The organism is Brevibacterium sediminis, assembly GCF_013623905.1.
Lineage (GTDB): Bacteria > Actinomycetota > Actinomycetes > Actinomycetales > Brevibacteriaceae > Brevibacterium > Brevibacterium sediminis.
Map to the genome: position 1 here is coordinate 24,353 of NZ_JABKDD010000018.1, position 24,590 is coordinate 48,942.

At 62.8% G+C, this 24,590-nt stretch carries 24 protein-coding genes; 14 read left to right on the top strand and 10 right to left on the bottom strand.

Going from position 1 to position 24,590, the window contains the following annotated elements; translation table 11 throughout:
* Positions 1–6: 6 nt before the first annotated feature.
* On the top strand, positions 7–1,365 hold the full coding sequence (locus HK108_RS16475; protein WP_229664239.1) for an MFS transporter: 1,359 nt from the start codon (positions 7–9) through the stop codon (positions 1,363–1,365).
* Positions 1,366–1,462: 97 nt separating this feature from the next.
* On the opposite strand, the gene HK108_RS16480 is transcribed toward HK108_RS16475, so the two are convergent.
* Both HK108_RS16480 and HK108_RS16485 read right to left on the bottom strand, forming a co-directional pair.
* On the bottom strand, positions 1,463–2,230 hold the full coding sequence (locus HK108_RS16480) for an enoyl-CoA hydratase (protein ID WP_181272300.1): 768 nt from the start codon (positions 2,228–2,230) through the stop codon (positions 1,463–1,465).
* The gene (locus HK108_RS16485; protein WP_308423789.1) at positions 2,227–3,432 is read right to left on the bottom strand and encodes a CaiB/BaiF CoA transferase family protein; all 1,206 of its coding nucleotides are present in this window, start codon (positions 3,430–3,432) and stop codon (positions 2,227–2,229) included. The genes HK108_RS16480 and HK108_RS16485 overlap by 4 nt, the downstream gene beginning before the upstream one ends.
* Before the next feature lie 55 nt (positions 3,433–3,487).
* Here HK108_RS16485 and HK108_RS16490 point away from each other — a divergent pair, with 55 nt between their 5' ends.
* The 3 genes from HK108_RS16490 (at position 3,488) to dld (ending at position 7,521) form a co-directional block, all read left to right on the top strand.
* Positions 3,488–4,282: a GntR family transcriptional regulator gene (locus tag HK108_RS16490; protein WP_181272301.1), complete on the top strand. Its 795-nt coding sequence runs from the start codon at positions 3,488–3,490 to the stop codon at positions 4,280–4,282.
* A gap of 58 nt (positions 4,283–4,340) precedes the next feature.
* Positions 4,341–5,705, top strand: coding sequence for a GntP family permease (locus HK108_RS16495; RefSeq protein WP_181272302.1), 1,365 nt, complete (start codon positions 4,341–4,343; stop codon positions 5,703–5,705).
* 106 nt (positions 5,706–5,811) lie between these two features.
* A complete protein-coding gene (gene dld / locus HK108_RS16500; protein WP_181272303.1) occupies positions 5,812–7,521 on the top strand; it encodes a D-lactate dehydrogenase in 1,710 nt (569 codons plus the stop codon).
* Between the two features lie 58 nt (positions 7,522–7,579).
* Here the strand turns inward: dld and HK108_RS16505 are convergent, their stop codons facing one another.
* From HK108_RS16505 to HK108_RS16520, 4 genes are all read right to left on the bottom strand, one after another.
* Positions 7,580–8,323, bottom strand: coding sequence for a dienelactone hydrolase family protein (locus tag HK108_RS16505; RefSeq protein ID WP_181272304.1), 744 nt, complete (start codon positions 8,321–8,323; stop codon positions 7,580–7,582).
* A gap of 274 nt (positions 8,324–8,597) precedes the next feature.
* Entirely contained in the window at positions 8,598–9,173 is a 576-nt protein-coding gene (locus HK108_RS16510) for a hypothetical protein (protein ID WP_181272305.1), read from the bottom strand.
* Positions 9,170–9,382, bottom strand: coding sequence for a helix-turn-helix transcriptional regulator (locus HK108_RS16515; RefSeq protein ID WP_181272306.1), 213 nt, complete (start codon positions 9,380–9,382; stop codon positions 9,170–9,172). Before HK108_RS16515 ends, HK108_RS16510 begins: the two co-directional genes overlap by 4 nt.
* A 395-nt stretch (positions 9,383–9,777) precedes the next feature.
* Positions 9,778–11,019, bottom strand: coding sequence for an MFS transporter (locus HK108_RS16520; RefSeq protein ID WP_181272307.1), 1,242 nt, complete (start codon positions 11,017–11,019; stop codon positions 9,778–9,780).
* A 323-nt stretch (positions 11,020–11,342) separates the two neighbouring features.
* On the opposite strand from HK108_RS16520, the gene HK108_RS16525 reads away from it, so the two are divergent.
* A complete protein-coding gene (locus HK108_RS16525; protein WP_139469966.1) occupies positions 11,343–12,383 on the top strand; it encodes an LCP family protein in 1,041 nt (346 codons plus the stop codon).
* A gap of 177 nt (positions 12,384–12,560) precedes the next feature.
* Here the strand turns inward: HK108_RS16525 and HK108_RS16530 are convergent, their stop codons facing one another.
* From HK108_RS16530 to HK108_RS16540, 3 genes are all read right to left on the bottom strand, one after another.
* Entirely contained in the window at positions 12,561–13,031 is a 471-nt protein-coding gene (locus tag HK108_RS16530) for a hypothetical protein (protein WP_181272308.1), read from the bottom strand.
* A 421-nt stretch (positions 13,032–13,452) separates the two neighbouring features.
* Positions 13,453–15,093: a phosphoglucomutase (alpha-D-glucose-1,6-bisphosphate-dependent) gene (pgm, locus tag HK108_RS16535; RefSeq protein WP_181272309.1), complete on the bottom strand. Its 1,641-nt coding sequence runs from the start codon at positions 15,091–15,093 to the stop codon at positions 13,453–13,455.
* Between the two features lie 119 nt (positions 15,094–15,212).
* Positions 15,213–15,509, bottom strand: coding sequence for a hypothetical protein (locus tag HK108_RS16540; protein WP_181272310.1), 297 nt, complete (start codon positions 15,507–15,509; stop codon positions 15,213–15,215).
* Between the two features lie 245 nt (positions 15,510–15,754).
* On the opposite strand from HK108_RS16540, the gene glsA reads away from it, so the two are divergent.
* Positions 15,755–16,771, top strand: a complete 1,017-nt coding sequence (glsA, locus tag HK108_RS16545; RefSeq protein ID WP_229664240.1) for a glutaminase A — start codon at positions 15,755–15,757, stop codon at positions 16,769–16,771.
* Complete coding sequence (locus HK108_RS16550; RefSeq protein WP_229664241.1) at positions 16,771–18,399, top strand: MFS transporter; 1,629 nt, start codon at positions 16,771–16,773, stop codon at positions 18,397–18,399. Before glsA ends, HK108_RS16550 begins: the two co-directional genes overlap by 1 nt.
* A 70-nt stretch (positions 18,400–18,469) precedes the next feature.
* Here HK108_RS16550 and HK108_RS16555 read toward each other — a convergent pair whose 3' ends face one another.
* Positions 18,470–18,799, bottom strand: coding sequence for a rhodanese-like domain-containing protein (locus HK108_RS16555; protein ID WP_181272312.1), 330 nt, complete (start codon positions 18,797–18,799; stop codon positions 18,470–18,472).
* Between the two features lie 287 nt (positions 18,800–19,086).
* Here HK108_RS16555 and HK108_RS19155 point away from each other — a divergent pair, with 287 nt between their 5' ends.
* From HK108_RS19155 to HK108_RS16590, 7 genes are all read left to right on the top strand, one after another.
* Positions 19,087–20,211, top strand: coding sequence for a pyridoxamine 5'-phosphate oxidase family protein (locus tag HK108_RS19155; RefSeq protein ID WP_308423790.1), 1,125 nt, complete (start codon positions 19,087–19,089; stop codon positions 20,209–20,211).
* A 190-nt stretch (positions 20,212–20,401) separates the two neighbouring features.
* Positions 20,402–20,692 (top strand): DUF4287 domain-containing protein, encoded by a 291-nt coding sequence (locus HK108_RS16565; protein ID WP_181272313.1) that lies wholly within the window; start codon positions 20,402–20,404, stop codon positions 20,690–20,692.
* Positions 20,689–21,033, top strand: coding sequence for a cupin domain-containing protein (locus HK108_RS16570; protein WP_219922511.1), 345 nt, complete (start codon positions 20,689–20,691; stop codon positions 21,031–21,033). Before HK108_RS16565 ends, HK108_RS16570 begins: the two co-directional genes overlap by 4 nt.
* A 62-nt stretch (positions 21,034–21,095) precedes the next feature.
* Positions 21,096–22,409: an FAD-dependent oxidoreductase gene (locus tag HK108_RS16575; protein ID WP_181272314.1), complete on the top strand. Its 1,314-nt coding sequence runs from the start codon at positions 21,096–21,098 to the stop codon at positions 22,407–22,409.
* 71 nt (positions 22,410–22,480) lie between these two features.
* A complete protein-coding gene (locus tag HK108_RS16580; RefSeq protein ID WP_092009006.1) occupies positions 22,481–23,338 on the top strand; it encodes an ABC transporter permease in 858 nt (285 codons plus the stop codon).
* Complete coding sequence (locus tag HK108_RS16585) at positions 23,331–24,158, top strand: ABC transporter ATP-binding protein (protein ID WP_181272315.1); 828 nt, start codon at positions 23,331–23,333, stop codon at positions 24,156–24,158. Before HK108_RS16580 ends, HK108_RS16585 begins: the two co-directional genes overlap by 8 nt.
* Before the next feature lie 50 nt (positions 24,159–24,208).
* The gene (locus HK108_RS16590; protein ID WP_101546405.1) at positions 24,209–24,553 is read left to right on the top strand and encodes a hypothetical protein; all 345 of its coding nucleotides are present in this window, start codon (positions 24,209–24,211) and stop codon (positions 24,551–24,553) included.
* Positions 24,554–24,590 lie beyond the last annotated feature (37 nt).

Genomic DNA, 24,590 nt, shown 5'->3' on the forward strand with positions numbered 1-24,590 from the left:
AGGACCATGACCGCTTACCCCTCGACCTCCACGACCGATACCGCCGCCGAGGCAGTGCCCACCGGGAATAGGAATATCCACACCGAGGCGGCCCCCGCCACGGACATCGAAGCGCCGGTTCCGAACCCTGCCAGGTCCCACCTCGGTGAGGTGGCTCCCGATCGTGGGCCGGAACGGCCACGGCGGGCACGGGCGTGGCTGATGGTGGCCCCGGCGATGTTCCTGCTCGCATGGGGCGGCAATCATTTCACCCCGCTCGTGCACATGTATGAGGAGGACGGCGGATACGCCATCTGGCAGGCGAACCTGCTGCTGGGGATGTACGTGGGCGGACTCATTCCGGGATTGTTGGTCGCCTCGGCGCTGTCGGATCGGCACGGACGCAAACCGGTCCTCATCGCCGGATCGCTCGCCGCGATCGCCGGCAGCCTCGGGCTCGGGCTCGGTTTCGATCTGTTCTGGCTGCTCTGCCTGGGCCGGGTGCTCGCGGGAATCGGCGTCGGAGTGGCGATGTCGGTGGGCACGAGCTGGATCAAGGAGCTCTCGGCCCCGCCGTTCGATCACACGGCCGGAATCACTGCCGGTGCCCGGCGGCCCTCACTGACGCTGACCTTGGGGTTTGCCATGGGTGCGGCGGTCACCGGATGCCTGGCCCAATGGGGGCCGGTGCCCGAAGTCGTGCCCTACGCCGTGCACGGAGTCCTCAACCTCGCCGCACTGATCCTGGTGATCTTCGCGCCGGAATCGATGCCGCGCGACCAACAGGCAGCAGGCCATTGGTGGCACGGTCTGCGCGTCCCGCTCGTCGCGCATCGGACGTTCCTGCGCCTGATCGTGCCGGCCGCGCCGTGGGTGTTCGGTGCCGCTGGGGTCGCCTATGCCGTGATGCCGGCAATCGTGCAGGGCGAGCTGGGGGAGTGGACGACGCTGTACGCCACGGTGCTCACCGTCGTCACGCTCGGAGCCGGTGCGCTGGTGCAGAACATCGTGCCGTGGATCAACCGGCTGACCGGCGGGCGCGCGCTCGTCGTCGGACTCGGGCTGATGACCGTGGGGATGGGGCTCGGTGCGGTGGCCGCACCCCTGGCGGACCCGATCCTCGCGTTCATCGTGGCGATCGTGCTCGGCGTCGCGTACGGAATCTGTGTGGTCTCCGGGCTCATCATCGTCCAGGCCATCGCCTCACCGCAGGAGCTCGCCGGCATCACCGGGGTCTACTATTCGCTGGCGTACTCCGGCTTCCTGCTGCCCACGGTGCTCGCCGCCCTGCTGCCCGCGCTGTCGTACACGGTGTCTTTAGCGGCGGTGGCGGTCATCTGCCTGACCTGCCTCACAGCAGTCGCCATATCCACCAAACACCCCTAATTGCTACCCGACGGCGGCCCAGCAACCTGGCGCCAGGTATCTGGGCCGTCGGGTGGTTCTGGGAGCTTGCGTGCCTAGACGAAATTGGACGCCATACTCATCGCCCACGCCACTCCATCGGCTTTTTCGCCAGGAATGATTCTACGGCCGCAGCGAAATCCTCACTGCCGTAAACTGCAGCGACGACATCGGAATCGTCAACAGGTTCTGAAGAATTTAGGCGGCGCAGATTCTCTTTGATGGACCACTGCGTGAGTGGTGCTCCGCTGGTAATGCTCGCGATGGTCCGACCAGCGGCAGTATCGAGATCCTCTTCGACGGAGGTGAGGAAACCGCTGGCGAGAGCCTCTTTCGCATCGACTCGCCTGGCAGTCAGCAACATCGAAGCCACACGGGGTTCGCCGAAGGCTCGTACGAGTCTGCGCAAGGTACTTGCCGAAAGGGTGTTTCCGAGCGTCTTCGCAATCGGAACCGAAAACGATGCGCCAGGGGAGGCGATCCGGACGTCTGCGCAGGCTGCAATCCCCAGCCCCCCTCCCACGCAGTGTCCGTCGATGACAGCGACGACAGGTTTGGCAACCGAGGCGAGCGCGCTGAGGACTTCGTCGATTCGCTTCTCATAGGCGACCCCGTTCTCACCGGTGAAGCCTCGGAATTGTGCGATGTCCGTCCCCGCGACGAATGCCCGCCCACCGGCTCCACGGAGGACGAGTACCCGGAGGCTCTCATTGTCATCGACTCTCGCCGCCGCCTCGGCGAGACCTTGGTACATCTCCCAGGTCATTGCGTTCCGAGCTTCGGGCCGATTGAAGGTGACATGGAGAGCGGAATCACGCACCTCGGTGAGAATTTCTGCTGTTGTCATCGCCGGTCTCCTTCCGCCTGCTCCATTAGTTCGTCAAGAACATTGTCCGTATCGGCTCCCAGAGAGGGGCCCGCTGTACCGCGAGTGAGTTGCGAGCGGGAGAAGCGCATCGGATTGCCCAGCTGTCTGACCGGTCCGAGAGTGGGGTGCTGTGAGTCCCAGAAGTAGTCGCGGGCCTTGAGGTGATCGTCATTGAATACCTGTTCGAAGTCATTGATCGGGGCTGCGGGAACCCCAACTCTGTTCATCTCTTCGAGGATTTCCTCAACCTCGCGCTCGGCGAACTCTTCTTCGATGATCGCGATGAGTGCTTCCCGGTTTTCCAGGCGCGTCGTGGGTTCGGAGAACAATTCGTTCTCTTCGAGAAAGGCGAGGTCGAAGGCCGAGCAGAAACGTAGCCAGGTGGCCTGTGTATTCGCCCCGATAGTCACATAACCGTCCTTGGCCGACACCGCTTGGTAGGGTGCTTGCGCCTGATGTGCCGACCCGTTGGGCCGCCCCACCTTGCCTGCGCCATAGTAACTACCGGCTTCCCAAACCGCGAGAGAGACGGCGGATTCGAAGAGCGATACATCGAGATGTTGGCCCCGCCCGGAAGTTCTGCGCTCGTAGAGTGCCGATACGATACCGAGGGCCATATAGAGTGCGGTGGTGAGATCGCAGATCGGGACTCCGACCTTGACCGGAGGCTGGTTGGGAAAGCCAGTGATGCTCATGAGCCCCGACCGCGCCTGGGCCATGATGTCGAGTCCGGCCAGTGGGGCAAGTGGGCCGTCCTGTCCCCAGCCGGATGCCGAAGCGTAGACCAGTCCCGGGTGGTCGTCTTTGAGATCGTCGTACCCGAAGCCCATCTTCTTGAGAGATCCGGGGCGCAGGTTCTCCACCAGTACGTCTGCTGTATTGAGGAGAGCCCTGAAAGAGGCTCGTCCTGCGTCTGATTTGAGGTCAAGGACGATGGACTCCTTGTTCCGGTTCAGGCGCATGAATGGGCTGGATTCTCCGCCTATGTGCGGCCCGGACGCTCGAGTCGAGTCTCCTGTGCCAGGGGTTTCGATCTTGATCACTCGTGCGCCCATATCAGCAAGCTGCATCGTTGCGAACGGTCCGGCGATAAAGACACCGACCTCGAGAACTGTGATTCCTGAGAGAGGGCCTGGGGGGTCCGTCGAGACGGTCATCGATTCATATGTCGTCTGGGTCATTGTGTCCACCTCACTGTGTTGCAAGTCACTGTCGATTGTCTACAATAGGCTATCAGTGGGCGAGTTGCACGTCATCGTTGAGGCACTCGCTCAAGAATGGAGGGACAAGCGGATGATGGCACCATCACGGGCGACGGATTCGATCATCGATAGTCCAAGCCTGGCCGAGCTGGCAGCGGACAAAATCAGCGAACTCGTGTTCCGCGGGGAACTTGGACCAGGCGACCGCATCGTCGAGGAGCATCTCTGTAGTCGACTAGGTGTCTCCCGAGCTCCAGTTCGTGAGGGACTGAGGATACTCGAAGGTTCTGGGTTGGTGATTCGCCGAGCGCGTGCTGGTGTACGCGTCGCGGATCTCAGCCAGAACGATGTATTCGAGATCCTCGCCTTTCGTGAGGGCCTCGAGCAGATGGCTGTCACCCATCTGTATCGATATTCCGACGACATCACCAAAATAGACACTCAGGACTTGGACGTTGCATTGGGTCGCCTGGCTCATGAGTTTGAGGACGGCGACGACGAGTTCGGTCGTATCCAAGCCAGTTATGCCTTTCACACTGAGCTGGTCAAACTATGTGGCAACTCTCGCATCGTTGCGAGCTACCGGCAGATAACTATGCAGGTGAAACTCTGTATGTCACTGAATCTCAGGCGTCTCAACATTGTCGAGACGCCGAGCGAGAATGTTGCCCGTCACCGGGAGCTGCGTGCTGCTGTTCTGTCTGGAGACATGACACGGGCACTCGAGGCAATCAGTGGACACGGCCACGACACCTTTGCTCGAGAATTCCTCGACACTCTCCCTGGGGGAACCGCGCGTTCCGCGCAATGGCTTGACTCGCGAACCTGAGCAGGGCACAGCGAAACAACACCGTCAAACTCGGACCCACTTGAAGGGTCCGGATTCAATGAAGAATCAGGAGTTTTCAACTATGGCCGAGTGGCTTACAGTACTGCACACACTCATCACGGTCGCCGGGGTCATCGTCTTGATTCTGGCGCTCAAGATCAACCCGCTTTTTGCGTTGCTCATCGGGGCCGGGTATCTCGGCCTCGCAACTGGTCAAGGGTTCGGCTCAACGACGGAGATCATCGCCACTGGGTTCGGCAACATTATGGCCGAGATCGGCTTGCTCATCGTTTTCGGCGTCCTTCTCGGTAAGCTGCTTGCGAAACTTGGCGCGATTGAAGGCCTGGTCGCCGCATTGATGGCGGTTTCCGGCAAGCGGTTCGCTCCCTATGCGCTGGGAATCACAAGCGGAACTGTGTTGCAGTCGATCTTCTCCGACGTGATCTTCGTAATCACTGCTCCTGTAGGACGTTCAGTTGCCCGTCGTATCGGACGGGCTGGAACGGGGATCATATCGGCGGCCATGTGCGCAGGCATTCTTTTCGGACTGACGATGATGATCCCCAGTGTTGGATCCTTGGCGCTGAGTTCACTGCTCGAGATCTCAATCCCTCGGTTCCTGGCCTTCGGCATCATCACCGCAGTGCTCGGCATTATCATCACAATCGCCATCATGAAGACTCTCTTCCTTCGCTTCGGCTTCTGGGACGCTGCAACTGATGAGGAGACCTACACCGGACCGGTCGACGACTCCGAGCCCGAAGATGATGCGCCCCGCCGACTCCCCCTGTGGTTGACGATCAGTCCGGTGTTCCTTGCTCTGGTCCTCATCGCTTCGGAGTCAATCCTGACCAACTTGTCGATCGACATACCGATCATGGACTTCTTCGGGGCTCCGACGATCGCCATGTTCTGCGCAACGTTTATGGCTTACATCCTGCTGCTCGTGCATAGGAATCAAGAATGCGTGTCTGCGACGCTTAAATCGGGGTTCGCCGCGAGCGGTGAGATCCTTGCACTTACCGGTTTGGGCGGCTCATTGGCAGAAATGGTGAAGTCGATAGGTCTTGGAGACATCCTTGGAAGCATGTTCGAAGCCGACGCTGCGTCGCCTATTCTCTTGGCCTGGTTGCTCGCAGTCGTCCTACACACGGCAATCGGATCTGTGTCGGTCGCCTCGATTACAGCCGCCGGGTTTCTTGCCCCTGTCGCCGCATCGACGGGAGTCGATCCGGTCCTTATCGCCATGGCGGCAGCCTCAGGTTCCCTGTTCCTCATGACCGTGCACAGCAACTTCTTCTGGATGGTCAAGACGATGCTTGGTCAGACAACGAAGGGTGCGGTGAAGTCTGTCAGCGTGACGACGAGCGTTGGGAGCGTCGTCGGTCTTGGTCTTGTCTATGCCTGGTCGGCATTCCTTTGAGGTTGTCACGTCTCGGACGTATCTAAAGGATCTGACCCGGTCGCAGCTGCAAACTAGGATCTAGGATGACAAGAAGAACGCAACCCCGTGAGAGAGGTCGAGAAACATGTTCGGACGTCAGCGTCAGCAGGAGTCCCCAGCCGTCAACGCGTTCATCGACATCATGGGGCCGCGCCACGTCCTCACCTCCGCGCGGGCGACCGCACCGTACGCCAAGGGCAACCGCTTCGGCGGCGGCAATGTGCTGGCCGTGCTGCGACCCGGCAGCCTCGTCGACATGTGGCGGGCCCTGCAGGTCTGCGTCGACAACGACCTCATCGTCATACCGCAGTCGGCCAACACCGGCCTGACCGGCGGCTCCGGCCCCGGCGCGCAGGACTACGACCGTCCGATCGTCATCATCTCGACCCTGCGAATCAACGAGATCTACCTCATCAACGACGCCCGCGAAGCGATCTGCCTGGCCGGATCCACACTGTACGAACTCGACGAGGCGCTCGCCCCGTTCCACCGCGAACCCCACTCGGTCATCGGCTCGTCCTCGATCGGCGCCTCCGTCATCGGCGGCATCGCCAACAACTCCGGCGGCTCCCAGATCCGCAAAGGTCCGGCGTTCACGAAACACGCGATCTTCGCCCGCGTCAACGAGGCGGGGCGACTCGAACTGGTCAACCACCTCGGCGTGGAGCTCGGCGACGACCCCGCCCACATCCTCGACAAACTCCAGCGCGGAGATTGGGACCCCGCCGGGGTCACGCCCGCCCCGGAGGACACGACGGAGACCGAATACGGCGAGCAGGTCCGCAGGATCGTCGACTCACCGGCTCGATTCAATTCGAACTCCGACTACCTGTACGAGGCCTCCGGTTCGGCCGGAAAACTCATGGTCTTCGCCGTGCGCACCCGTACCTTCCCGAAGGAAGAGGGAGCGACCACGTTCTACGTCGGCACGAATTCCCCGGCCGAACTCGAAGATCTGCGACGGGCGATACTGACCTCGGAGATGCCGCTGCCGATCTCGGGCGAATACATGGGCCGACCCTCGTTCGACCTCGCCGAGAAGTACGGCAAAGACACGTTCGTCTCGGTCAAGCACGCCGGCAGCCGCGAGCAGATCAAGCTGTTCGCGCTGAAGAACTGGGCCAACGGCGTGTTCGCGAAGCTGCCGTTCTTCGGCGAGACCGTCGCCGACACGATCGCGCAGAACGCGTTCGGCCTGCTCCCGCAGCAGCTGCCCAAGCGGATGCTCGAGTATCGCGACCGCTTCGAGCATCATCTTCTCCTCGTCGTCAGCGCCGAGGAGAAGAATCGGATGGGTGCGTTCCTCGATGACTTCTTCGCCGAGGCGGCCCACCAGGGTGACTATTTCGTGTGCAGTGCCGATGAGGCTCAGTCCGCGATGCTGCATCGTTTCGGTGCCGCGAGTGCGGCGACCCGGTACTTCAACCTCAACCGTGAGGACTCCTCGGACATGATCACCTTCGACGTGGCCCTGCGCCGCGATGATGAGGACTGGCTCGAGGTGCTGCCCGACGAGATCGCCGACCAGCTGCACATCAGCTCCTACTACGGACACTTCTTCTGCCACGTCTTCCACCAGGACCACGTGGCGAAGAAAGGCGTCGACACAGTGGCGCTGAAGCAGCAGATGACGGAGCTGCTCGAGGCCCGCGGTGCGGCCGTGCCCGCCGAGCACAACTACGGCCGGCTCTACCCTGTGCCGCCGGAGATGGAAGCGCACTTCAAGAACCTCGACCCGCACAACGTCTTCAACGCTGGAGTCGGCGAGACGTCGGCGAAGAAGGACTGGGCCTGACGCGGCGGGGCCGATGGAGTATCTCCTCGTCCCCAGGGCCCCCGCCGCAGCGGTCAGCTCATTTCAGGTGGCGGGCGAAGAACCGGGCGGCATCCTCGCCGGCGAATTCCGGGACTCCTGTGTGTCCGCCCATATTGGCGTAGAGCGTCTTCTCGGTTGAAGCGAAAGCATCGAAGAGTTCGAGGGCGGCCGCACGGTCGTTGCCTTCGTCATCCCACTGCAGGAGGACGTGCAGCGGAATGGTCACGCGCCGGGCTTCTTCCATGGTCGACTGGGGAATGAAGCTGCCGGCGAAGAGCCCGGCTGCCGCGATCCTGGAATCGATCGCAGCCAGCCGGACAGCGATCGCAATCACTCCGCCGGAGAAGCCGACACGGTCGGCAAGACCGGGAAGGCGCAGGAGTTCGTCGAGTAGCGACTGCCATTCGGGAACTGCCTGCTCGACGAGCGGCAAGATGAGCTCGTCGATGACATCAGCGGAGGGTGATTCGTCGGCGAGGATCGCAGAACGCAGCCGATTGCGTGCCTGATCCATGCCGGGGAGGCGTGGACGCTCACCCGAACCGGGCATCTCGAGGCAAGCGGATGCGAACCCGAGTGCCGCGGCGCTGCGGGCGCGTGCCATCAGTCGCGGGTACATCCGCTCCATGCCGATGCCGCCGGGCTGACCCATGAGAATGATCGGAACCGGCTCGGTTTCAGATGCGGAGGACGGAGTCCAAAGAATGCCCGGAGTATCGCCGAGGCGGAATTGACGTTCGACGAAATCCCCGTCGAAGTGCTGTTCGGAGGTGAAATGCATGGTCGTGCCTTTCGGGAGTGCGATGAATGATCGGCGCTCCCGGACGACCTACCGTCCGACCGTGACTCCATAGGGGAGCACCTTCGAAACTGCGTTCACTGGTACCACCTCCTCGGTCTCTTTCACGGAGTCTCAAGCGTATCAGTGGCAACTAGGTGGTATGTCGCACCGCAGACAGCAAAAACACCCCGCTGCAGCGGGGTGTTTTTGCGCCGAGGGTGATTGATGCTTGAGCGCCGAGCCTCTAGCACCAAACCTCAACAGTCGAGCGGAATCAGTCCTCGTCTTCGATCTCAGCGGCGGCGGCCGCCTCGGCGCGGGCCTGCTTGATTTTTCGTACCCGGGAGATCGTCATGATGGTCAGCGCGACGATGAAGCCGAACGCAGCGCCGATCGCGATGGAATAGGTGCTGGAGGGAGCACCTGGCATCGTTTGATTGCCCATTCCGACATCGATGAGCGGGTAGCCGTTGCTTATATGAAAGACGATTGCACCGACCCAAACGATGGCGAACAGGGCGCCGACGATATTGCCGACGATCAGCCGCCTCGGCGAGACGCGAGCCATCGACATGGAGAAGTCCACATTCTCACGCTGGCAGTATGCAGAGATGACGATGCTGGTCACCATGGAGCCGAAGACGATGAGCACACTCCACATTCCCGCGCCGAAGACGGCAAAGATGAGTGCAAGCGCGAAGAACACGTAGGTGGAGACGACGGCCCCCAAGGTATATGCCCGCAGAATGACGTCGCGTTCGCGTTCGTCTCCCATCGAGGGGTCGTCGAAGCCGGCGATTCTGTCGGCAAAGGCGTTGGGGCGGTTCTTGTTGCCGCTGATGTTGTTCATGACGATTCCTCCTGAAGTGAGAAGATCTCTTCGACTGTCGTGTCCAAGGCTCGGGCGATGCGCAGCGCCAGATAGACGCTGGGGGCGTAGGCGCCGCGTTCGGTCGCGATGATCGTCTGCCGCGACACCCCGGTGAGCTGGGCCAACTGTGCCTGCGTCAGTCCCGCAGCCTTGCGAACCTGCTTGAGGTCCGAGGTCTGAACTTCCATACCGTTCCTTGATGTCAACTTCTCTTTACATCAATAAGTAAAGCATGTTTGACATCTAGATGTCAATGATCTTTGACATCGCCGAGGCGGCCCCGCCGTTCCGTGTTCCCGTGGACTCGCGATCGGGCCACCACGGCCGGGCTGAGCCAGCGGGCCGTCGCCGCCTCCGTACATCACCTCCCGCAAACGCGAAAACACCCCGCCGCAACGGGGTGTTCTCTCGCTATGGGTGATGGATGCGCACCGGCCGGTGCGAAAAGAGACTCACGCGAGGGCGTGGCACTGACGACGACGGATGCTCGCCGAGGCGGTCGCCGGCAGGCGGCACTGCCGCCCATTGCACGTGACACCGGCGCGCGAGACAGCGATCGCGCAAGCGCTCGCCCCAGCGCGCTTTACGATTCCACAACTCGCTCGCGCCGCCGGTCCTTCTCCAGCCGCGCTTCGTGACTCGACCGCGAAGGGTTCAAAAGCTTCAGCAGCGACAGTGCGATGATCGCTCCCAGCACTGCGCAGCCGGCGGGCAGCAGCATCGCGGTCTTTGCATCGAAGGCGTCGATGATGTTGCCGGCGACGGCCGATCCGAAGGCGACGCCGAAGCCCAGCGAGGTGCCCAACCAGGCGAATGCCTCGGTGAGCCTGCGCGGGGGAGCGAGCTGCTCGATGACGGAGTTCGCGCCGATGAGGCTCGGTGCGATCGCGGATCCGACGACGATGAGGATGATGCCGTAGGTGATCATCGAGTTGGCCAGCAGCATCAGGCATGCGCCCACGGCCAGAGCGGACACGGCCACGCCGAAGCGGTGATGGACGGCGGCCTGCCAGTTGCGGGCCCCGTACAGCGCGCCGGAGATGAGCGATCCCAGCGCCAGGCACGACAGCAGCACACCGGCAGAGGACTTCACGCCGAGTTCGTCGGCGAAGGCGACGGCGATGACGTCGATGGCACCGAAGTTTACGCCGAGGAAAATGTTGACGATGATGATCGCGAAGATGCCCGGATTCGAGAACACGTGGCCCTTCGCCTCGGTGGTCCGCTCCACCGGTGGGGGTTCGGTCGACTTCTGGATGTAGAGCAGCAGCGAGCCGACGCCGACGGTGATCATCGAGAGGATGATTCCGGCCGGCGGCCACACGGCGGTGGCGAGCACCGTGGCCAGAACCGGCCCGGAGACGAACATCAGCTCATCGGCGACCGATTCCCACGAGAACGCGGTCTGCAGCTTCTTCGGGGTGTCGACGATATGCGACCAGCGTGAGCGCACGAGCGAACCGACGGAACCGACCGTGGCGCCGCCGATGCCGGCGAAGACGAAGACGAATCCCGTCCACCATTCCTCGTACACGGAGACGATGAGCAACGCCAACGCGATGAGGTGGGTGATGACGATGGGCACCATGACCTTCGCCTGGCCGAGGCGGTCGACGAGGCGAGCGATCCCGGGGCCCGCAAGCGCCTGGACGATCATGTAGACGGCGGAGACGATGCCCGCCATGCCGTACGACCCGGTCACGCCCTGGATGAAGAGGACGATTCCCAGCCCCAGCACTGCGATGGGCATTCGGGCGACGAGACCGGCCAAGGAGAACTTGAGAGCACCGGGAAGCGACAGAATTTCCCGATAGTTATTGAACACCAGGAAAGTCTACCGAGCGCCCTCAGCGACAGCCAGACGAATTGTGCGTTATTACTGGTGAGTCCCCTCACCTCGGCGCCGGAAGTCATGCACGGGTAACGAACCGGTATCAGTCCCGGTCCGCCCGGTCGAAACCGGGGGTCACTGCGTCTGACAAGGCAGAACACCTCGCCGAGGCGGCCCTGCCCTCCCGTTCGCCTCCGCAGTGCGGTACGGGGTGAGTCGCGTGGCTGAGAAATGGGTCACCTCGGTCGCTATACAATGAGCGGGATTGCCCAATGACCCCGGCGCCCGGCGCCGACCGCTCAAACCCCGGAGTGCCGATGACGGACAACACCACCTTCGACGATCTCTTCGACCACCAGAACGAGGAACAGCAGCGCCCGCGCAAGAAGAAGCGCGTCTGGCGCAAGGTGCTCGTCGCACTGCTGATCATCGTCATCCTCGGCGTGCTCGGCATCGGGCTCTACGTCTGGAGCGTCGGCCGGTCGTTCGACAAGAACGCGAACCAGCTCAGCGATGAGCAGGTCTTCGGCAAGTCCGGCGGCGGCAAGGACGGCGACGGCACGAACATCCTGCTGCTGGGCTCGGACGAGTCGATGAAAGATGTCGACGTCAACGATTCGCGCGGCCTGCGTTCGGACACGATCATGGTCATGCACCTGCCCGAAGACGGCGGCAACGTCCAGATCATGTCGATCCCGCGCGACACCTACGTCGATATCGAGGGCCACGGCAAGTCGAAGATCAACGCGGCACTGTCATACGGCGGTCTGCCGCTGGCCGTATCGACGGTTTCGGACTTCATCGGCACCGAACTCGATCACGTGGCGATCATCGACTTCGAAGGATTCAAGGCACTGACCGACAGCCTCGGCGGGGTGACTGTGAATTCCGAGCAGGCGTTCGAGAAGAACGGCCACACCTTCACCCAGGGCGAGAACGTGCTGAACGGTGACGAAGCGCTGACCTTCGTGCGCGAGCGCAAGCAGTTCAAGGACGGCGACTTCCAGCGTGCGCGCAATCAGCAGGCGTTCATCCGCGGTCTGACGAATGAGATGATCTCGGCCGATACGCTGTCGAACCCGAAGAAGATCCAGGACATGGTCAAGAACTTCGCGCCGTACATGTACGTCGACTCGGGCATGGACGCGAAGTACATCTCCGCGACCGCGTTCAACATGCGCGACGTCCGCCCCGGTGACATCGAGTTCTTCACCGCGCCCGTCGCCGGCGTCGGCACCTCCCCGGACGGTCAGTCGATCGTCAACGTCGACGAGGATGAGCTGAAGAAGGTCCGCGACGCGTTCAAGAACGACACCGTGGCCGACTACGTGCAGAACGCCCCGGAGGCCCACCTGTAGAACCTCGCCGAGGCGGCTCACCTTAGCCGCAGACGCCGAGGCCCAGCGTCGCTGAGTCACACACATCGAGCCCCGCTCCAGGAAATTCCTGGAGCGGGGCTCAGTGCATCTGGAGTGATAGCTACTCTCATCGGTGGCTCGTATCGGCAGGTGCTCTGCCGGGCTGGAGCTTCAGCTTCAGCCGTCGAAGTCGACCCTGTACACAGCGTGGGGTCCTGCACCCCACTCGTCCTGGTCGCCGATGGCCTGGTTGGAGACGCCGAGTGTCATCTTCTCGCCGGTCTCTGTATTCCGGTAGGTGATGTACGTTGTGCCTGCGGCGCCTTCTGCTCCGGAGTTCCTCCAATGAGTCCCGTCTTCATTGCCGTGGTCTGCCAGTTTCTTCGCGACGTCGTCGCTCGCAAACGCTTCGACGCGTCCGGTGTTGTCCTGGCCCCAGGCAATTACGAGTTCATCTGCATACTTGCCGGCTTCGATCGGATAGTAGATGGACTGCGTGTCGACGTCTGTGGCGGCCGACTGAGCCGATGAGTTGGCTGCGCCAGAGTCGGCGGCCATGGCTGGTCCTGTTGCGAGTCCGAGGCCGGCGAGTCCGGCGACGGTGGCGATTCCGATGGCTGCTGCGCGGTTGCGAATAGTTGACTTCATGGTGTTTCCCCTTCTGCTTCTGCGCCGCCGTGACGAGGCGACAGGTCGTTGTCGCAGATCAGTCTTGTCACCGATTCTGAGGGGGAGACAACGGTGGCTGAAAGCACAATCAAAGCGGATAACAGCGCGAAGACAGAAATATTGCAGTCCTGCGACAGGCGATGTCAAAGGGCCGTGAATGCCAGGTAAACGACAACAGATCCTGCCCGCGCGACCTGGCGGAACAGTAGACTGACTGCACTTCCTCCCGGTTCTGTGCGGGAGGCGTCGGAGGATTCGTTCTGCGACAATTCCGACTGGACAGCGATATCCGACCGTGATCAGTTGAGTGCTTACAAAATGAACAGAAGTCCGCGCAGAGTCGTGAACCTGCGATCAACGACTGAACCGGCCCGCACCTGAACGCGGACTAGCCTTGCGCCTACTCCAGCACACCGTCGACGAGAGTGCGGGCGTCATGCTGGACCTGGCGCAGGTGGTCCTCGTCGCGCAGGGATTCCGCGTAGATCTTGTAGACGTCTTCCGTACCCGACGGCCGCACGGCGAACCATGCGTTGTCCGTGGTGACCTTGAGCCCGCCGATGGGCGCATTGTTGCCCGACGCCGAGGTGAGCACCTCCTTGACGGGTTCACCGCCGACGGTCTTTGCACTCACCTGGGAGGCATCCAGGGAGCCCAGCCGTTCCTTCTGTGCGCGCGTCGCCGGAGCATCCTGACGCGCGTAGGAGCTGGTGCCGTGATTCGCAGCCAGCCCTGCGTAGCGCTGCGAGGGAGTCTGCCCGGTCTTCGCAGTCATTTCTGCCGCGAGCAGGGCGAGGATGATGCCGTCCTTGTCCGTCGACCACACCTTGCCGTCCCTCCGCAGGAACGATGCGCCGGCCGATTCCTCGCCTCCGAAGGCCAACGTCGAATCGAGCAGGCCGGGAACGAACCATTTGAAGCCGACGGGCACCTCGAAGAGGGTGCGATTATGCGCGGCGACGAGGCGGTCGACGATCGACGAGGTGACCAGAGTCTTGCCGATCCCCGCGTCCTTCGGCCAGTCGGTGCGGGAGTCGAGCAGGTAATCGATGGCCGCTGCCAGATAGTGGTTGGGATTCATCAGGCCGGCATCGGGGGTGACGATGCCGTGACGGTCGGCATCGGCGTCGTTGCCGGTGGCGATGTCGAAGTCGTTGCGCGAGGCGATGAGGCCGGCCATCGCATAGGGGGAGGAGCAGTCCATGCGGATGTTCTCGTCCCAATCCAGGGTCATGAACGACCAGGTGGGGTCGACGTCCGGGTGGACGACGTCGAGGTTGAGGTCGTAGTCCTCTGCAATCGCCGCCCAGTAGTCGACGCTGGCTCCGCCGAGCGGATCGGCGCCGATCTTCAGCCCGGAGCTGCGAATGACATCGAGGTCGATGACAGACTCGAGGTCGTCGACATAGTTCGAGACGTAGTCGAAGTTCTCGGTGTTCTCCAGATGGAATGCCCGCTGGAATGGGGTGCGCGGGATCTTCTCCCACCCCTCGGCCAGATACTGGTTCGCGCGTTCGGCGATCCAGGTCGTCGTCTCGGTTCCGGCGGGCCCGCCGTGGGGAGGGTTGTATTTGATGCCGCCATCGGCAGGCGGGTTGTGGCTGGGAGTGACGATGATGCCGTCGGCCTGCGCATCCTCGCGCGACTTCCCGGCATTGAAGCCGAGGATCGCGTGGGAGACGGCGGGGGTCGGGGTGAAACCGTCGCGCTCGTCGATGAGCGCCGGAACCTCAGCTGCGGCGAGCACCTCGAGGACGGTGAGGAATGCGGGCTCGCTCAGTGCGTGAGTGTCACGGCCGAGGAAGATCGGCCCGCGAATGCCTTTGTCTCGGCGGAAGTCGACGATCGCTGCGGTGATGGCCGCGATGTGCGCCTCGTTGAAGGAGCGGTTGAAGCTCGAACCGCGGTGGCCGGAGGTCCCGAAGCTCACTGCTTGCGAAGGCACCGAGGGGTCGGGAACCAAGTCGTGATAGGAATCGAGAAGGGCAGGGACGTCAACGAGATCCTTGTCCTGGGCCAACTGGCCGGCGCGTGTTGTCATTCTTCTACCTAACCAAATGACAGCGGTTGCGCACAGTTGTGTCCACGGAGTTCTTGCATCGTGGACTTCGCAGGCTCCTCGGAGCGAGAACCAGCGGCCTCGAACTCCGGGCCGCCGTCTCAGTCAGGCGGCTCCACGGAGTCGTCCTCCTCTTCCTTCGTGTCTCCACCGCTGATATCTCGGTCTTTCTCGGGGGAGGAGGACCCTTCAGCTTTGGCTTGGGCTTCCTCAGGATCCCGATCGATCGGAACATCGTGCTCAGATGCGATCCGCTCAAGCCTCTCTTCAGGAGTCTGGGAACTGCCTTCGGCGTCTGTTTCAGCGCCGACTCCGACGGCAGTGCTCTCGATGTTCTGCTCGTCTTCGGTCTGTTCTTCTGCTGAGTTCTCCGGCAGGTTCTTCTTCTCGTCACTCATGACTTCGCTCCTTTCGGAGTTGAACACGCTCTCGCCGTTCGACGGAGGAATGGGGATCACAAGAGGTATGGAAATGATCCGTGGTGCCGACGGTAGACCCATCGTGGTATGTGGGCAAGGGGTTTAAACCGACGGTCGGAGCCCTGTGCAAGGTGAGGTGCCGGAGATAGAGTGAAATCACTCTGCGGACAGGCGCTGAGCAGCTTGCCCGACGCGAACCCGCATGAATGGGACGAGGATCAGTTATGGTCGGGCCCGACGAGAATTCGGTCAGACAGCGAGCCTCCACCGGCGGCCTGCCCTCCGACCGCTTCATCGATTCGACCCTGGCAGATATCCACGCACGGTACGGCGGACTCGACGACGGTGAGGTCGCCGACTACATCCCGATCCTCGCCGAGGCGGATCCCCGATGGTTCGGACTCAGCCTCATCGAATCGGCCGGGACCGTGCATGAAGCCGGAGGCGTCGATATCGAGTTCTCCATCCAATCCATCTCCAAGGCCTTCGTCTTCGCACTCGTCTGTCAGGCCCGCAGCTCCGAACTCGTCCACGAGCGCGTCGGCGTCAACAACACCGGGCTCGCCTTCAACTCCGTGATGGCGATCGAACTCAACGACGGCAAACCGTTGAACTCGATGGTCAACGCCGGCGCCATCGCCACGACCGCACTCATGCCCAGGGCCACCTCGGCGGAGAAATGGGAGAACATCCGCTCCGGGCTCTCCCGCTTCGCCGGGCGGCAGCTTCGCCTCGACGGTCGGGTGTACGAATCGGAGATGAAGACGAATCAGCGCAACAAGGCCCTGGCTCGCCTGCTCGAGAGCTACGGGCGGATCATCACGGATCCGCTCGACACCGTCGACATCTACACCCAGCAGTGCTCGCTGCTGGTCACCGCGCACGATCTCGCGGTGATGGGAGCGACGCTGGCCGACGGAGGAATCAATCCACTGACCGGTCGGCAGGTCGTATCCGCCGAAGTGGCCCGCGACACGCTCGCGCTGCTCGCCTCGTGCGGAATGTACGAAAACAGCGGCGAATGGCTCTTCGAGATCGGACTGCCTGCCAAGTCCGGGGTCGCAGGCGGCATCGTCGCCATCGCCCCAGGCAAGGGAGCGCTGGGCACTTTTTCGCCGAGGTTGGACTCCGCGGGCAACAGCGTGCGCGGTCAACGCGCGTGCTTCCACATCTCCAGAGTCCTGGGCATGAATCTCTTCGCATCGAACGCGGCCGTCGAACGCCCACGGAAAGGACAATGATGAGCGCCGAAACCACACCGCACGACGTCGCCGAGGAGCGCCGGTCCTGGGCACCGATGATCGGGCTCTTCCTCGCCCAGGTGCTCATGTCGTTCAACGTCGCCGCCCTGCCGATCTCGCTCGGTGGAATGGTCGAGGACTTCGGTGTGCCGCCCACGGTCGCCTCGTCGACGATCGTTGTCTACGGCCTTGCTGTGGCCGCGCTCGTGATGACTGGCGCGAAGTTGGGACAGCGGATCGGGTGGGTGCTCATCTTCCGCGTCGTCCTCGTCGTCTTCGCGGCATCCTCGCTGCTGATGATCTTCTCCCGGACGGTCACCTGGGTCATCACCGGGCAGCTGCTCGCCGGTGCTGCCGCTGCGATCATCGTGCCCGCCCTGGTTGCGCTCATCGCGGAGAACTACCGGGGTGCGCAGCAGGCGGCGGCGGTCGGTTCCCTCGGTTCGGCGCGTGCCTTCTCCGGGATGAGCGCCTTCCTCATCGGCGGCACCCTGGGCACGTTCGTCGGGTGGCGGCCGATCTTCTTCATCACTCTGGGACTGGCCGTCATCGTCTTCGCGCTGACGTTCACGCTGAAGTCGGACAAGGGGGACGCTGCGATCCGGATCGACCTCGTCGCCTCGGCGCTCATCGGTGCTGCAGTCGTTCTGCTGACATTGGGGTTCAACAACCTCAACGGGTGGGGGATCATCCGCGCCGAGGATGGGGCACCGTTCTCGATCGCGGGGCTGTCACCGGCGCCGGTGTTCATCGTCGTCGGCGTGGTCCTCGGGCAGCTGTTCTTCGTCTGGACGAAGCGTCGGAAGGCCGCAGGAAAGGTTCCGTTCGTCGACATCAGCGTGCTCGGTCGTCCCAGTGAGAGGGCAGCGGTCTATGCGATGTTCGTCATCGTGGCCATGGAAGCGGCGGTGAACTTCACCGTGCCCACCTACATCCAGGTCGTGCAGGGGCGCACCCCTTTCGACACCTCGTTGGCGATGCTGCCGTTCAACCTCACGGTCTTCGTCACCGCCACCCTCATCGTCCGCTTCTACAAGCGCTACTCTCCTCGCACCATCGCCCTGTTCTCCTTCGGGCTGACGACGGCGGCACTCGTCTGGCTGGCCTTCGTTGTGACGAACAATTGGGAGACTCTGCCGACGATTCTCGGCCTCATCGTCTTCGGCATCGGTCAGGGTGCGCTGGTCACTCTGGTGTTCAATGTGTTGGTCACGGCCGCGCCGAAGCATCTGGCCGGTGATGTCGGTTCGATCCGCGGCACCGCGCAGAATCTTGCGTCGGCCGTCGGCACCGCGGTGATGGGAGCGCTGCTGGTCACGGTGCTTTCGGCCGGTCTGGCATCGGCCGCTGATGACCATCCCGACCTGCCGCCAGAACTCGTCGAACAGGTCGACCTCGACAATGCGAACTTCGTGAGCAACGACGAACTGCGCGACGTCCTCGCGGGGACGACGGCGACACCGGAGCAGGTCGAGCATGCCGTCGAGCTCAACTCCCAGCAGCGACTGCGCACGCTCAAGCTCGGCTTCCTCATCCTTGCCGGCATCAGCCTGATCGCGGCAGTGCCGGCCTCAAGGCTGCCGAAGTACCGGCCTGATGAGATCCCCGAACCCGCCGAGGCTGACTAGACCAGGCGGGTCAGCTTGATAACTTTATCAACGGCCTGAATCTAGCGGCTGAAAACGGCAGGGGAGAGAATCACTTCACCCAGGGCTCTTCGCCGGTCTCGGAGACGATCGGCTTGCCGTTGTCGAGGTTCCACGAACCCATGCCGCCGTCGACATTGAAGGCATCGAAGCCATTCTGGTTGAGCCAGGCGACCGCCCGGTTCGAGCGCCCGCCGGTGCGGCAGACGACGTACATGTCGTCATCGAGAGGAAGGTCGTCGAGGCGGCTCGGCAGTTCGCCCAGCGCCACGTGGATCGCGCCCTCGATGTGCCCGGCCTCCCATTCGTCGTCCTCGCGGACGTCGATGATGGCTGCCCCTTCGGGGATGTCGTTGACGGTGACGGTCGTTTCTTCATCCATGTCTTCAGTGTAGGCACGCACGTCGGGTGCTCGCACCCGGCTGCAGAGTCTGACTTGAACGCGCCGGTGATCGGGTGGGCGCCCGTGCCTGCATCCGTGTGCGCAGGTTGAACAGCTCCGTCGTTTCAGGTGTTCACCCAGTTCCAAGGGGGCTGTTGCCGGCCGGAGTGCCGTGTGAGAATGACCGTGTAGTCGTTGATGCGGCAGCCGATCACGGCCCGCAAGAACGAGCCACGGTCCGCGTCAGCTACTGCAGCGCCAGGAACCGTCTGCGAAGGGAAATGGTCATGAACAACAGAGACAAGAGTGACGAGTCGCCGGCCGAGGAGAAGGCCCGTGACATCGCATCAACACTGGACGAAGCGACGGAGCCGCTGGGCGGCACCTCGGACATGGAATCTCATGCCGAAGTCGGATACACCGAGAAGAACGTTGAGGAACGTGCCCAGAACACCGCAGCGGAAGAAGGTGTGACTCTGCACCGCAATCCCGATGGCTCGCACACGGCGATCGACGAATCGAAGGCCGCCGAGGTGACCCCGAGCTCCGGCTCCAAAGATTCCGGAGTCGCAAGCAGCACAGCTGCCGGCGGTGCTCCCTCCAGCACGGCGCCGGGTGCCGGCGCCGCAGTCGGAAGCACGACCGGTGCCGGTGATGACCCGCACAGGAACTCCGGCGCCTCCGTCGCTCCAGGTATGGGTGCTTCGGTCGGCACCACGTCCGAGCCCGGCGACATCTACAGCGCGCCAGGGATGGGCAACGCGGTCGGCAGCACGGCCGCAGCCGGAACCGCGAGCACGGCCGCCGCCGCTTCCGCCACCGGCAGCACCTCTGCCAGCAACGATTCGGCTCGCGACCACACCTCCGCCACCGACGACACGGAAGCCGGCCAGGTATCCGCCGCGGGTGATTGGCAGAAGCCCGCAGGAGAGGCGGCGACAGACGAGCTCGACCAGGCCGACGTCGTCAAGATCCTGCGCGGCGGTGATTCTGTCATGCTCGCGACCGCGCTCGCCGACGGCAAGATCCTCGCTCACCCTATGGCACCCCAGGAGGTCACCGAGGATGCCGACGTCTGGTTCTTCCTCGCCCTCGACGGCGACCAGGCGAAGGCGCTGCAGACGAACCCCGAGGTCAATATCAGCCTCGCTGAGGCGGGCAACTGGCTGTCGGTGGCCGGGCGCGTGAAGTTCGTCGACGACAAGGCCAAGGTCGATGAACTGTGGTCGGACTCCGCCAAGGCGTGGTTCGATGACCGCCGGGACCCGAACCTCGGACTCATCAAGGTCGTCACACACTCCGCACAGCACTGGGGCCTGCCCGGCGGCAAGGCATCGGGCCTGTTCCGCATGGTCAAGTCCAAGATCACCGGAGACCGCCCGTCCGGCGGCACGCAGACCACGGAGCTCTGAGCAGGTGAGTCATCTGAACGCATGGGGCGAGCAGCCGAGGTGCCTGCACGGTTTATTGGATCAGCCACTCACGTAACTGTGGAGCGGGCCCGCCGAAGAGACTATGGGCGGGTTCAGGCGGGCCCGGTGCGGGGCCGCGCGGTGTCGCGCAAGATCACCCGGCATCATCTTCTGCTAGAAGGGACCCACCATGTCGTTCCAGGCCTACCTCGACACCATCGAAGACAAGACCGGACTCACTCCTCGCCAGTTCATCGACCTGGCCAAGGGCAAGGGGCTCGACGACGACTCGGTCAAGGCCGGAGCCATCCTCGAGTGGCTCAAAACCGACTATGGACTTGGTCGCGGGCACGGCATGGCCCTCGTCCACATCATCAAGAAGGGCCCGCAGATCGACGCCAAACACGTCGGCACCGGCGGCACACACAACGATGAATCAGACATGCTCTGGCTCGACGGCAAGGCGAGCAGACCGGCATGATCACCGTCATGCAGCGCTCCGACCTGCTGCTGGCCGGATCGCCGACGGCCAAGTTTATCGGCGCCGAGCACGGTGCCGACGTCTCGTTCTTCTGGGTCGACACCGGACCGGGAAAGGGCCTCGATCTGCACTGGCATCCCTACACAGAGACATGGATCGTCCTGTCGGGGCAAGTGCGCATCGACGCAGATGACGAAACCGTCACTACCGGGGCCGGCGTCGTCGTTACCGTCGGAGCCGAAACGGTCCATCGTTTCCGCAACATCGGTGCCGAGAATCTCAAAATGGTGTGCATCCATGCCTCACCCGAAATCATCCAGGATTCCGTCACCGAGGGCTGACCAGGTCGGCTTCACACCCGCACCTCCCGCCGGGCCGCCTCGGCGAGGTTTAGCATGGAGACATGAGCAAGCGGATCGTCATCATCGGTGCGGGATTGGCCGGCACGACCGCGGCGCGGGAGCTGAACGCGCGCGGTCAGGCCGTCACCGTCATCGACCCCCAGGCCGGCGACACGTGTGAGCGGCCGCCGCTGTCGAAGCATCTCTTCGACGGCTCCCGCCACCACCTGCCGTACCACCTCGAATCGACCGAGCACATCACCTTCGTCTGTGACCGGGCAGAAGAGATCACCCTCGCCGAGGCGGCCGCAGAGTCCCGCTACACCGCCGAGACCCAGCGACACCCCCACCCGCTGGCGAACCACCACGCCACCGCCGGCACCATCCACCTGGGCTCGGGGGAGTCCGTCGACTTCACCCACTGCATCCTCGCCACCGGGATGGAGGCGAACCGCCCCGAAGTCCCCACCTACCCGGACGCCCTGCCGGTCTATGACCTCGCGGACGCCGAATGGATTCTTGAACGCGTGAATAGCGCAACCGAAGCCCTCAACGTCGGGGTGCTCGGCTCCGGTTATCTCGGAATGGAAGTGGCCACCTCGGCGGTGGCTGCGGGACACCACGCCACGGTCTATCTGCGCGGGGGCGAGCCCCTGCGCAAGCAGCTCTCTGCTCCGGTGCGGCAGGCTCTGTTCGACAAGCACAAGGCCGCCGGAGTCGAATTCGTCACCCACACCGCGAGCCCGGACGACATCCCGGCCGATGTCCACGATCTGTTCATCACCAGCGTCGGAGCCCGCCCCCGGCTGATCCCGATCGACGGCCACCGCCCCGCTCATGCATGGGATGTGGATGAGAGTTTGGCAACATCCCATCCGGGTGTCTTCGCCGCCGGCGACTGTGCCATCGTCACCGCCGGACCCTATGCACTCGACCACCCATGGGCCTGTGAACCGGTGGCCGAAAGCCATGGAAAATTCCTCGCTGAGCTCCTCGGCGAAGGGCAGATAACGGGTTTAATCGATGGTGTGAACGACACGGAATCTGCTTCAGGTTCTGGGTCGGAAGACGGTCCCAAAGTCTGGTCCGACGTCCCCTGGCATTGGAGCTTCCAAGGCCCCGAGAAGGTGTTCACAGCGGGCCTGACGAGCCCCGACGCCGACGACACGATCACCCGACACGACCCCAGCGGAGCGAAGTTCCAGGTCTTCCACTTCGACGGATCCGACCCGGAGTCGGCGCTCATCGGCGTCGAGACGTTCAACTGGCCCCCGATGCAGGCAGCCGCCCGGCGGGTACTCGGCGGTAACAATATTCCGACGAGAGCCCAGATCGCGGACCCCGACTTCGACTTCAAGGCTCACAGCCGACTGTGAGTCTGCGCTAGTCTCATCCCGTAGACTCATTCTGTTCTATCCCCAGTCGCCGACGAGAGAATTTTCTGTTCATGGATATGGCCAGGCTTGCTGCCGAGCACGGACTCGAGAGAGTGGGTGGACGGCCGTCTCTGCCCCAGTACGTCAAACAGCTTCTCAACCGAAGCGACTTCACGTACACATTGGCGAAGTACCGGATGCAGTCCGAGAACGAACGCAACCGCCTCGGCATGGCTTGGGTGCTCCTGCGCCCATCGTTCTCGGCTCTGATCTACGGCACGGTCTTCGGCGTCATCATGCAGGGAGCGACTGCTCGACCGCCGGACTTCGCGCCCTTCGTCGTCATCGGCGTCTTCATCCTCGAATTCTTCAACACCTCGATGAACGGCGGCGCGAAGTCGATCATCTCGAATGCCTCGCTCGTCCAATCGCTGCCGTTTCCGCGCATCGTTCTGCCGATCGCCAAGGTGTTCCAGAACCTGCTCGACTTCATCCCCACCCTCCTCTTCATGGCGCTCATCGTCATCATCTTCGGCGCGCGTCCTGATTGGGATTGGTTCCTCTTCATCCCATTGGTCTTCCTGTTCTGGGTCTTCAACCAGGGTGTGGCGTTCATCTTCGCCCGCGCAACTGTTCACTTCCGTGACCTCTCCCAGGTGACTCCGTTCATCTCCCGAATGATCTTCTACACCTCTGGTGTTTTCTTCGACCTCAAGGTCATGGTCGACAAGATCGACCCGTCCCTGCAGCCCTTCGCCGATTGGCAGCCGATCAACAATGTCCTGTCCATCGCTCGCGGCATCCTCATGAAGGACGGAGTCGTTCCCTACGACTACTTCTGGCACCTGGCTATTTGGGCATTCGGCATCTTCATCATCGGCTTTGTGTTCTTCTGGCAGGCCGAGGAAAGGTTTGGTCGTGATGAGTGAGACGAACGAAGACGATACCTTCGACACCGGCAGCCTCCCCGAGGTGACCCGGAACAACCCGCCCGTCGTCGTCTGCGACAACGTCCACGTCCGCTACAAGACCCTGGCCACGGGCAAGAAGCTCAAGCTGGGAAGCAAAGATGTGATGACGAAAAAGCGGGAACTGAGGGAGGTCCACGCCCTCAAAGGCATCAGCTTCGTCGCCCACAAGAACGAATCCATCGGCATCATCGGCAGCAACGGCTCCGGCAAGTCCACGCTCATGCGGTCGATCACCGGGCTGACCCCGACCTCCGAGGGTGCGATCTATGCGACGTCACGGCCGAACCTCCTCGGCGTCGGTGCCGCCCTGATCCCGGACCTCTCCGGTGCTCGCAACATCATCCTCGGTTCTCTGGCTCTGGGGCTCACCCGCGACGAAATCGATGCGAAGTTCGACGACATCGTCGAGTTCACCGGGCTTGAGGACTTCATCGACCTGCCGATGCGCACGTACTCATCGGGTATGTCCCAGCGTCTGAAGTTCGCGATCGCGACCTCGGTGCAGCACGAGATCCTCATCGTCGACGAGGCGCTCAACGTCGGTGACAAGAAGTTCCGTGACCGTTCCGAAGGCCGTATCCGCTCCATCCGTGAGAACGCCGGTACCGTCTTCCTCGTCTCGCACTCGATGCGCACGATCAAGGACACGTGCAACCGTGCGCTGTGGATCGAGAAGGGCGAACTGCTCGCCGACGGCCCGGCGCTTGAAGTCATTCGGAAGTACCAGGCCTTCACCAAGGCCGAGAAGGCGAAGGAAACCGAGGAAGAGCCGGGCTGAGGCACCGCATCCCCTAGCCGAGTCACAGTTCGCTCGCTAGATTCGACGGCATGGACAACAGTTCACGCGAGCCGATCGAGTCACGTCGCATCAGTGACCAGCCTGCGCTGCGCAGCTCGTCCGGCACCATCTGGATCGTGGCCGGAGGGATCTTCCTCGTCGTCATTGCGGGTGTGCTCACAGCGATCATCGTCTCCGGCACCACGGCGGTGCCCACAGCGATCACCACGATCGTGATAGCGGCAGTGCTCTACCTGATCCTGCTCATCGCCCGCTTCGCCTTTCGACCGGGCCGAGTGCGTCTGTGGGTCATGGCCGCAGCGATGATCGGCATGGCCGTTGCCTCGCTCGTCGGACTCGTCCTCTGCGTGGGCGCTGCCGCAAGCGGAGCCTGAGACCGCTCAGGCGAGGAGCACAGTGTGCTCGAGCGAA

Excerpts from the sequence above, each read along its gene's own strand:
- HK108_RS16495 (WP_181272302.1), top strand. The coding sequence starts at position 4,341 with ATGAAGAATCAGGAGTTTTCAACTATGGCCGAGTGGCTTACAGTACTG.
- HK108_RS16485 (WP_308423789.1), bottom strand. The coding sequence starts at position 3,432 with ATGACCCAGACGACATATGAATCGATGACCGTCTCGACGGACCCCCCA.
- HK108_RS16555 (WP_181272312.1), bottom strand. The coding sequence starts at position 18,799 with ATGGATGAAGAAACGACCGTCACCGTCAACGACATCCCCGAAGGGGCA.
- HK108_RS19155 (WP_308423790.1), top strand. The coding sequence starts at position 19,087 with ATGAACAACAGAGACAAGAGTGACGAGTCGCCGGCCGAGGAGAAGGCC.
- HK108_RS16590 (WP_101546405.1), top strand. The coding sequence starts at position 24,209 with ATGGACAACAGTTCACGCGAGCCGATCGAGTCACGTCGCATCAGTGAC.
- HK108_RS16525 (WP_139469966.1), top strand. The coding sequence starts at position 11,343 with ATGACGGACAACACCACCTTCGACGATCTCTTCGACCACCAGAACGAG.
- HK108_RS16510 (WP_181272305.1), bottom strand. The coding sequence starts at position 9,173 with ATGAACAACATCAGCGGCAACAAGAACCGCCCCAACGCCTTTGCCGAC.
- HK108_RS16585 (WP_181272315.1), top strand. The coding sequence starts at position 23,331 with ATGAGTGAGACGAACGAAGACGATACCTTCGACACCGGCAGCCTCCCC.
- HK108_RS16575 (WP_181272314.1), top strand. The coding sequence starts at position 21,096 with ATGAGCAAGCGGATCGTCATCATCGGTGCGGGATTGGCCGGCACGACC.
- HK108_RS16505 (WP_181272304.1), bottom strand. The coding sequence starts at position 8,323 with ATGCATTTCACCTCCGAACAGCACTTCGACGGGGATTTCGTCGAACGT.
- HK108_RS16480 (WP_181272300.1), bottom strand. The coding sequence starts at position 2,230 with ATGACAACAGCAGAAATTCTCACCGAGGTGCGTGATTCCGCTCTCCAT.
- HK108_RS16475 (WP_229664239.1), top strand. The coding sequence starts at position 7 with ATGACCGCTTACCCCTCGACCTCCACGACCGATACCGCCGCCGAGGCA.
- HK108_RS16530 (WP_181272308.1), bottom strand. The coding sequence starts at position 13,031 with ATGAAGTCAACTATTCGCAACCGCGCAGCAGCCATCGGAATCGCCACC.
- HK108_RS16550 (WP_229664241.1), top strand. The coding sequence starts at position 16,771 with ATGAGCGCCGAAACCACACCGCACGACGTCGCCGAGGAGCGCCGGTCC.
- HK108_RS16580 (WP_092009006.1), top strand. The coding sequence starts at position 22,481 with ATGGATATGGCCAGGCTTGCTGCCGAGCACGGACTCGAGAGAGTGGGT.
- HK108_RS16565 (WP_181272313.1), top strand. The coding sequence starts at position 20,402 with ATGTCGTTCCAGGCCTACCTCGACACCATCGAAGACAAGACCGGACTC.
- glsA (WP_229664240.1), top strand. The coding sequence starts at position 15,755 with ATGGTCGGGCCCGACGAGAATTCGGTCAGACAGCGAGCCTCCACCGGC.
- pgm (WP_181272309.1), bottom strand. The coding sequence starts at position 15,093 with ATGACAACACGCGCCGGCCAGTTGGCCCAGGACAAGGATCTCGTTGAC.
- HK108_RS16540 (WP_181272310.1), bottom strand. The coding sequence starts at position 15,509 with ATGAGTGACGAGAAGAAGAACCTGCCGGAGAACTCAGCAGAAGAACAG.
- HK108_RS16570 (WP_219922511.1), top strand. The coding sequence starts at position 20,689 with ATGATCACCGTCATGCAGCGCTCCGACCTGCTGCTGGCCGGATCGCCG.
- dld (WP_181272303.1), top strand. The coding sequence starts at position 5,812 with ATGTTCGGACGTCAGCGTCAGCAGGAGTCCCCAGCCGTCAACGCGTTC.
- HK108_RS16515 (WP_181272306.1), bottom strand. The coding sequence starts at position 9,382 with ATGGAAGTTCAGACCTCGGACCTCAAGCAGGTTCGCAAGGCTGCGGGA.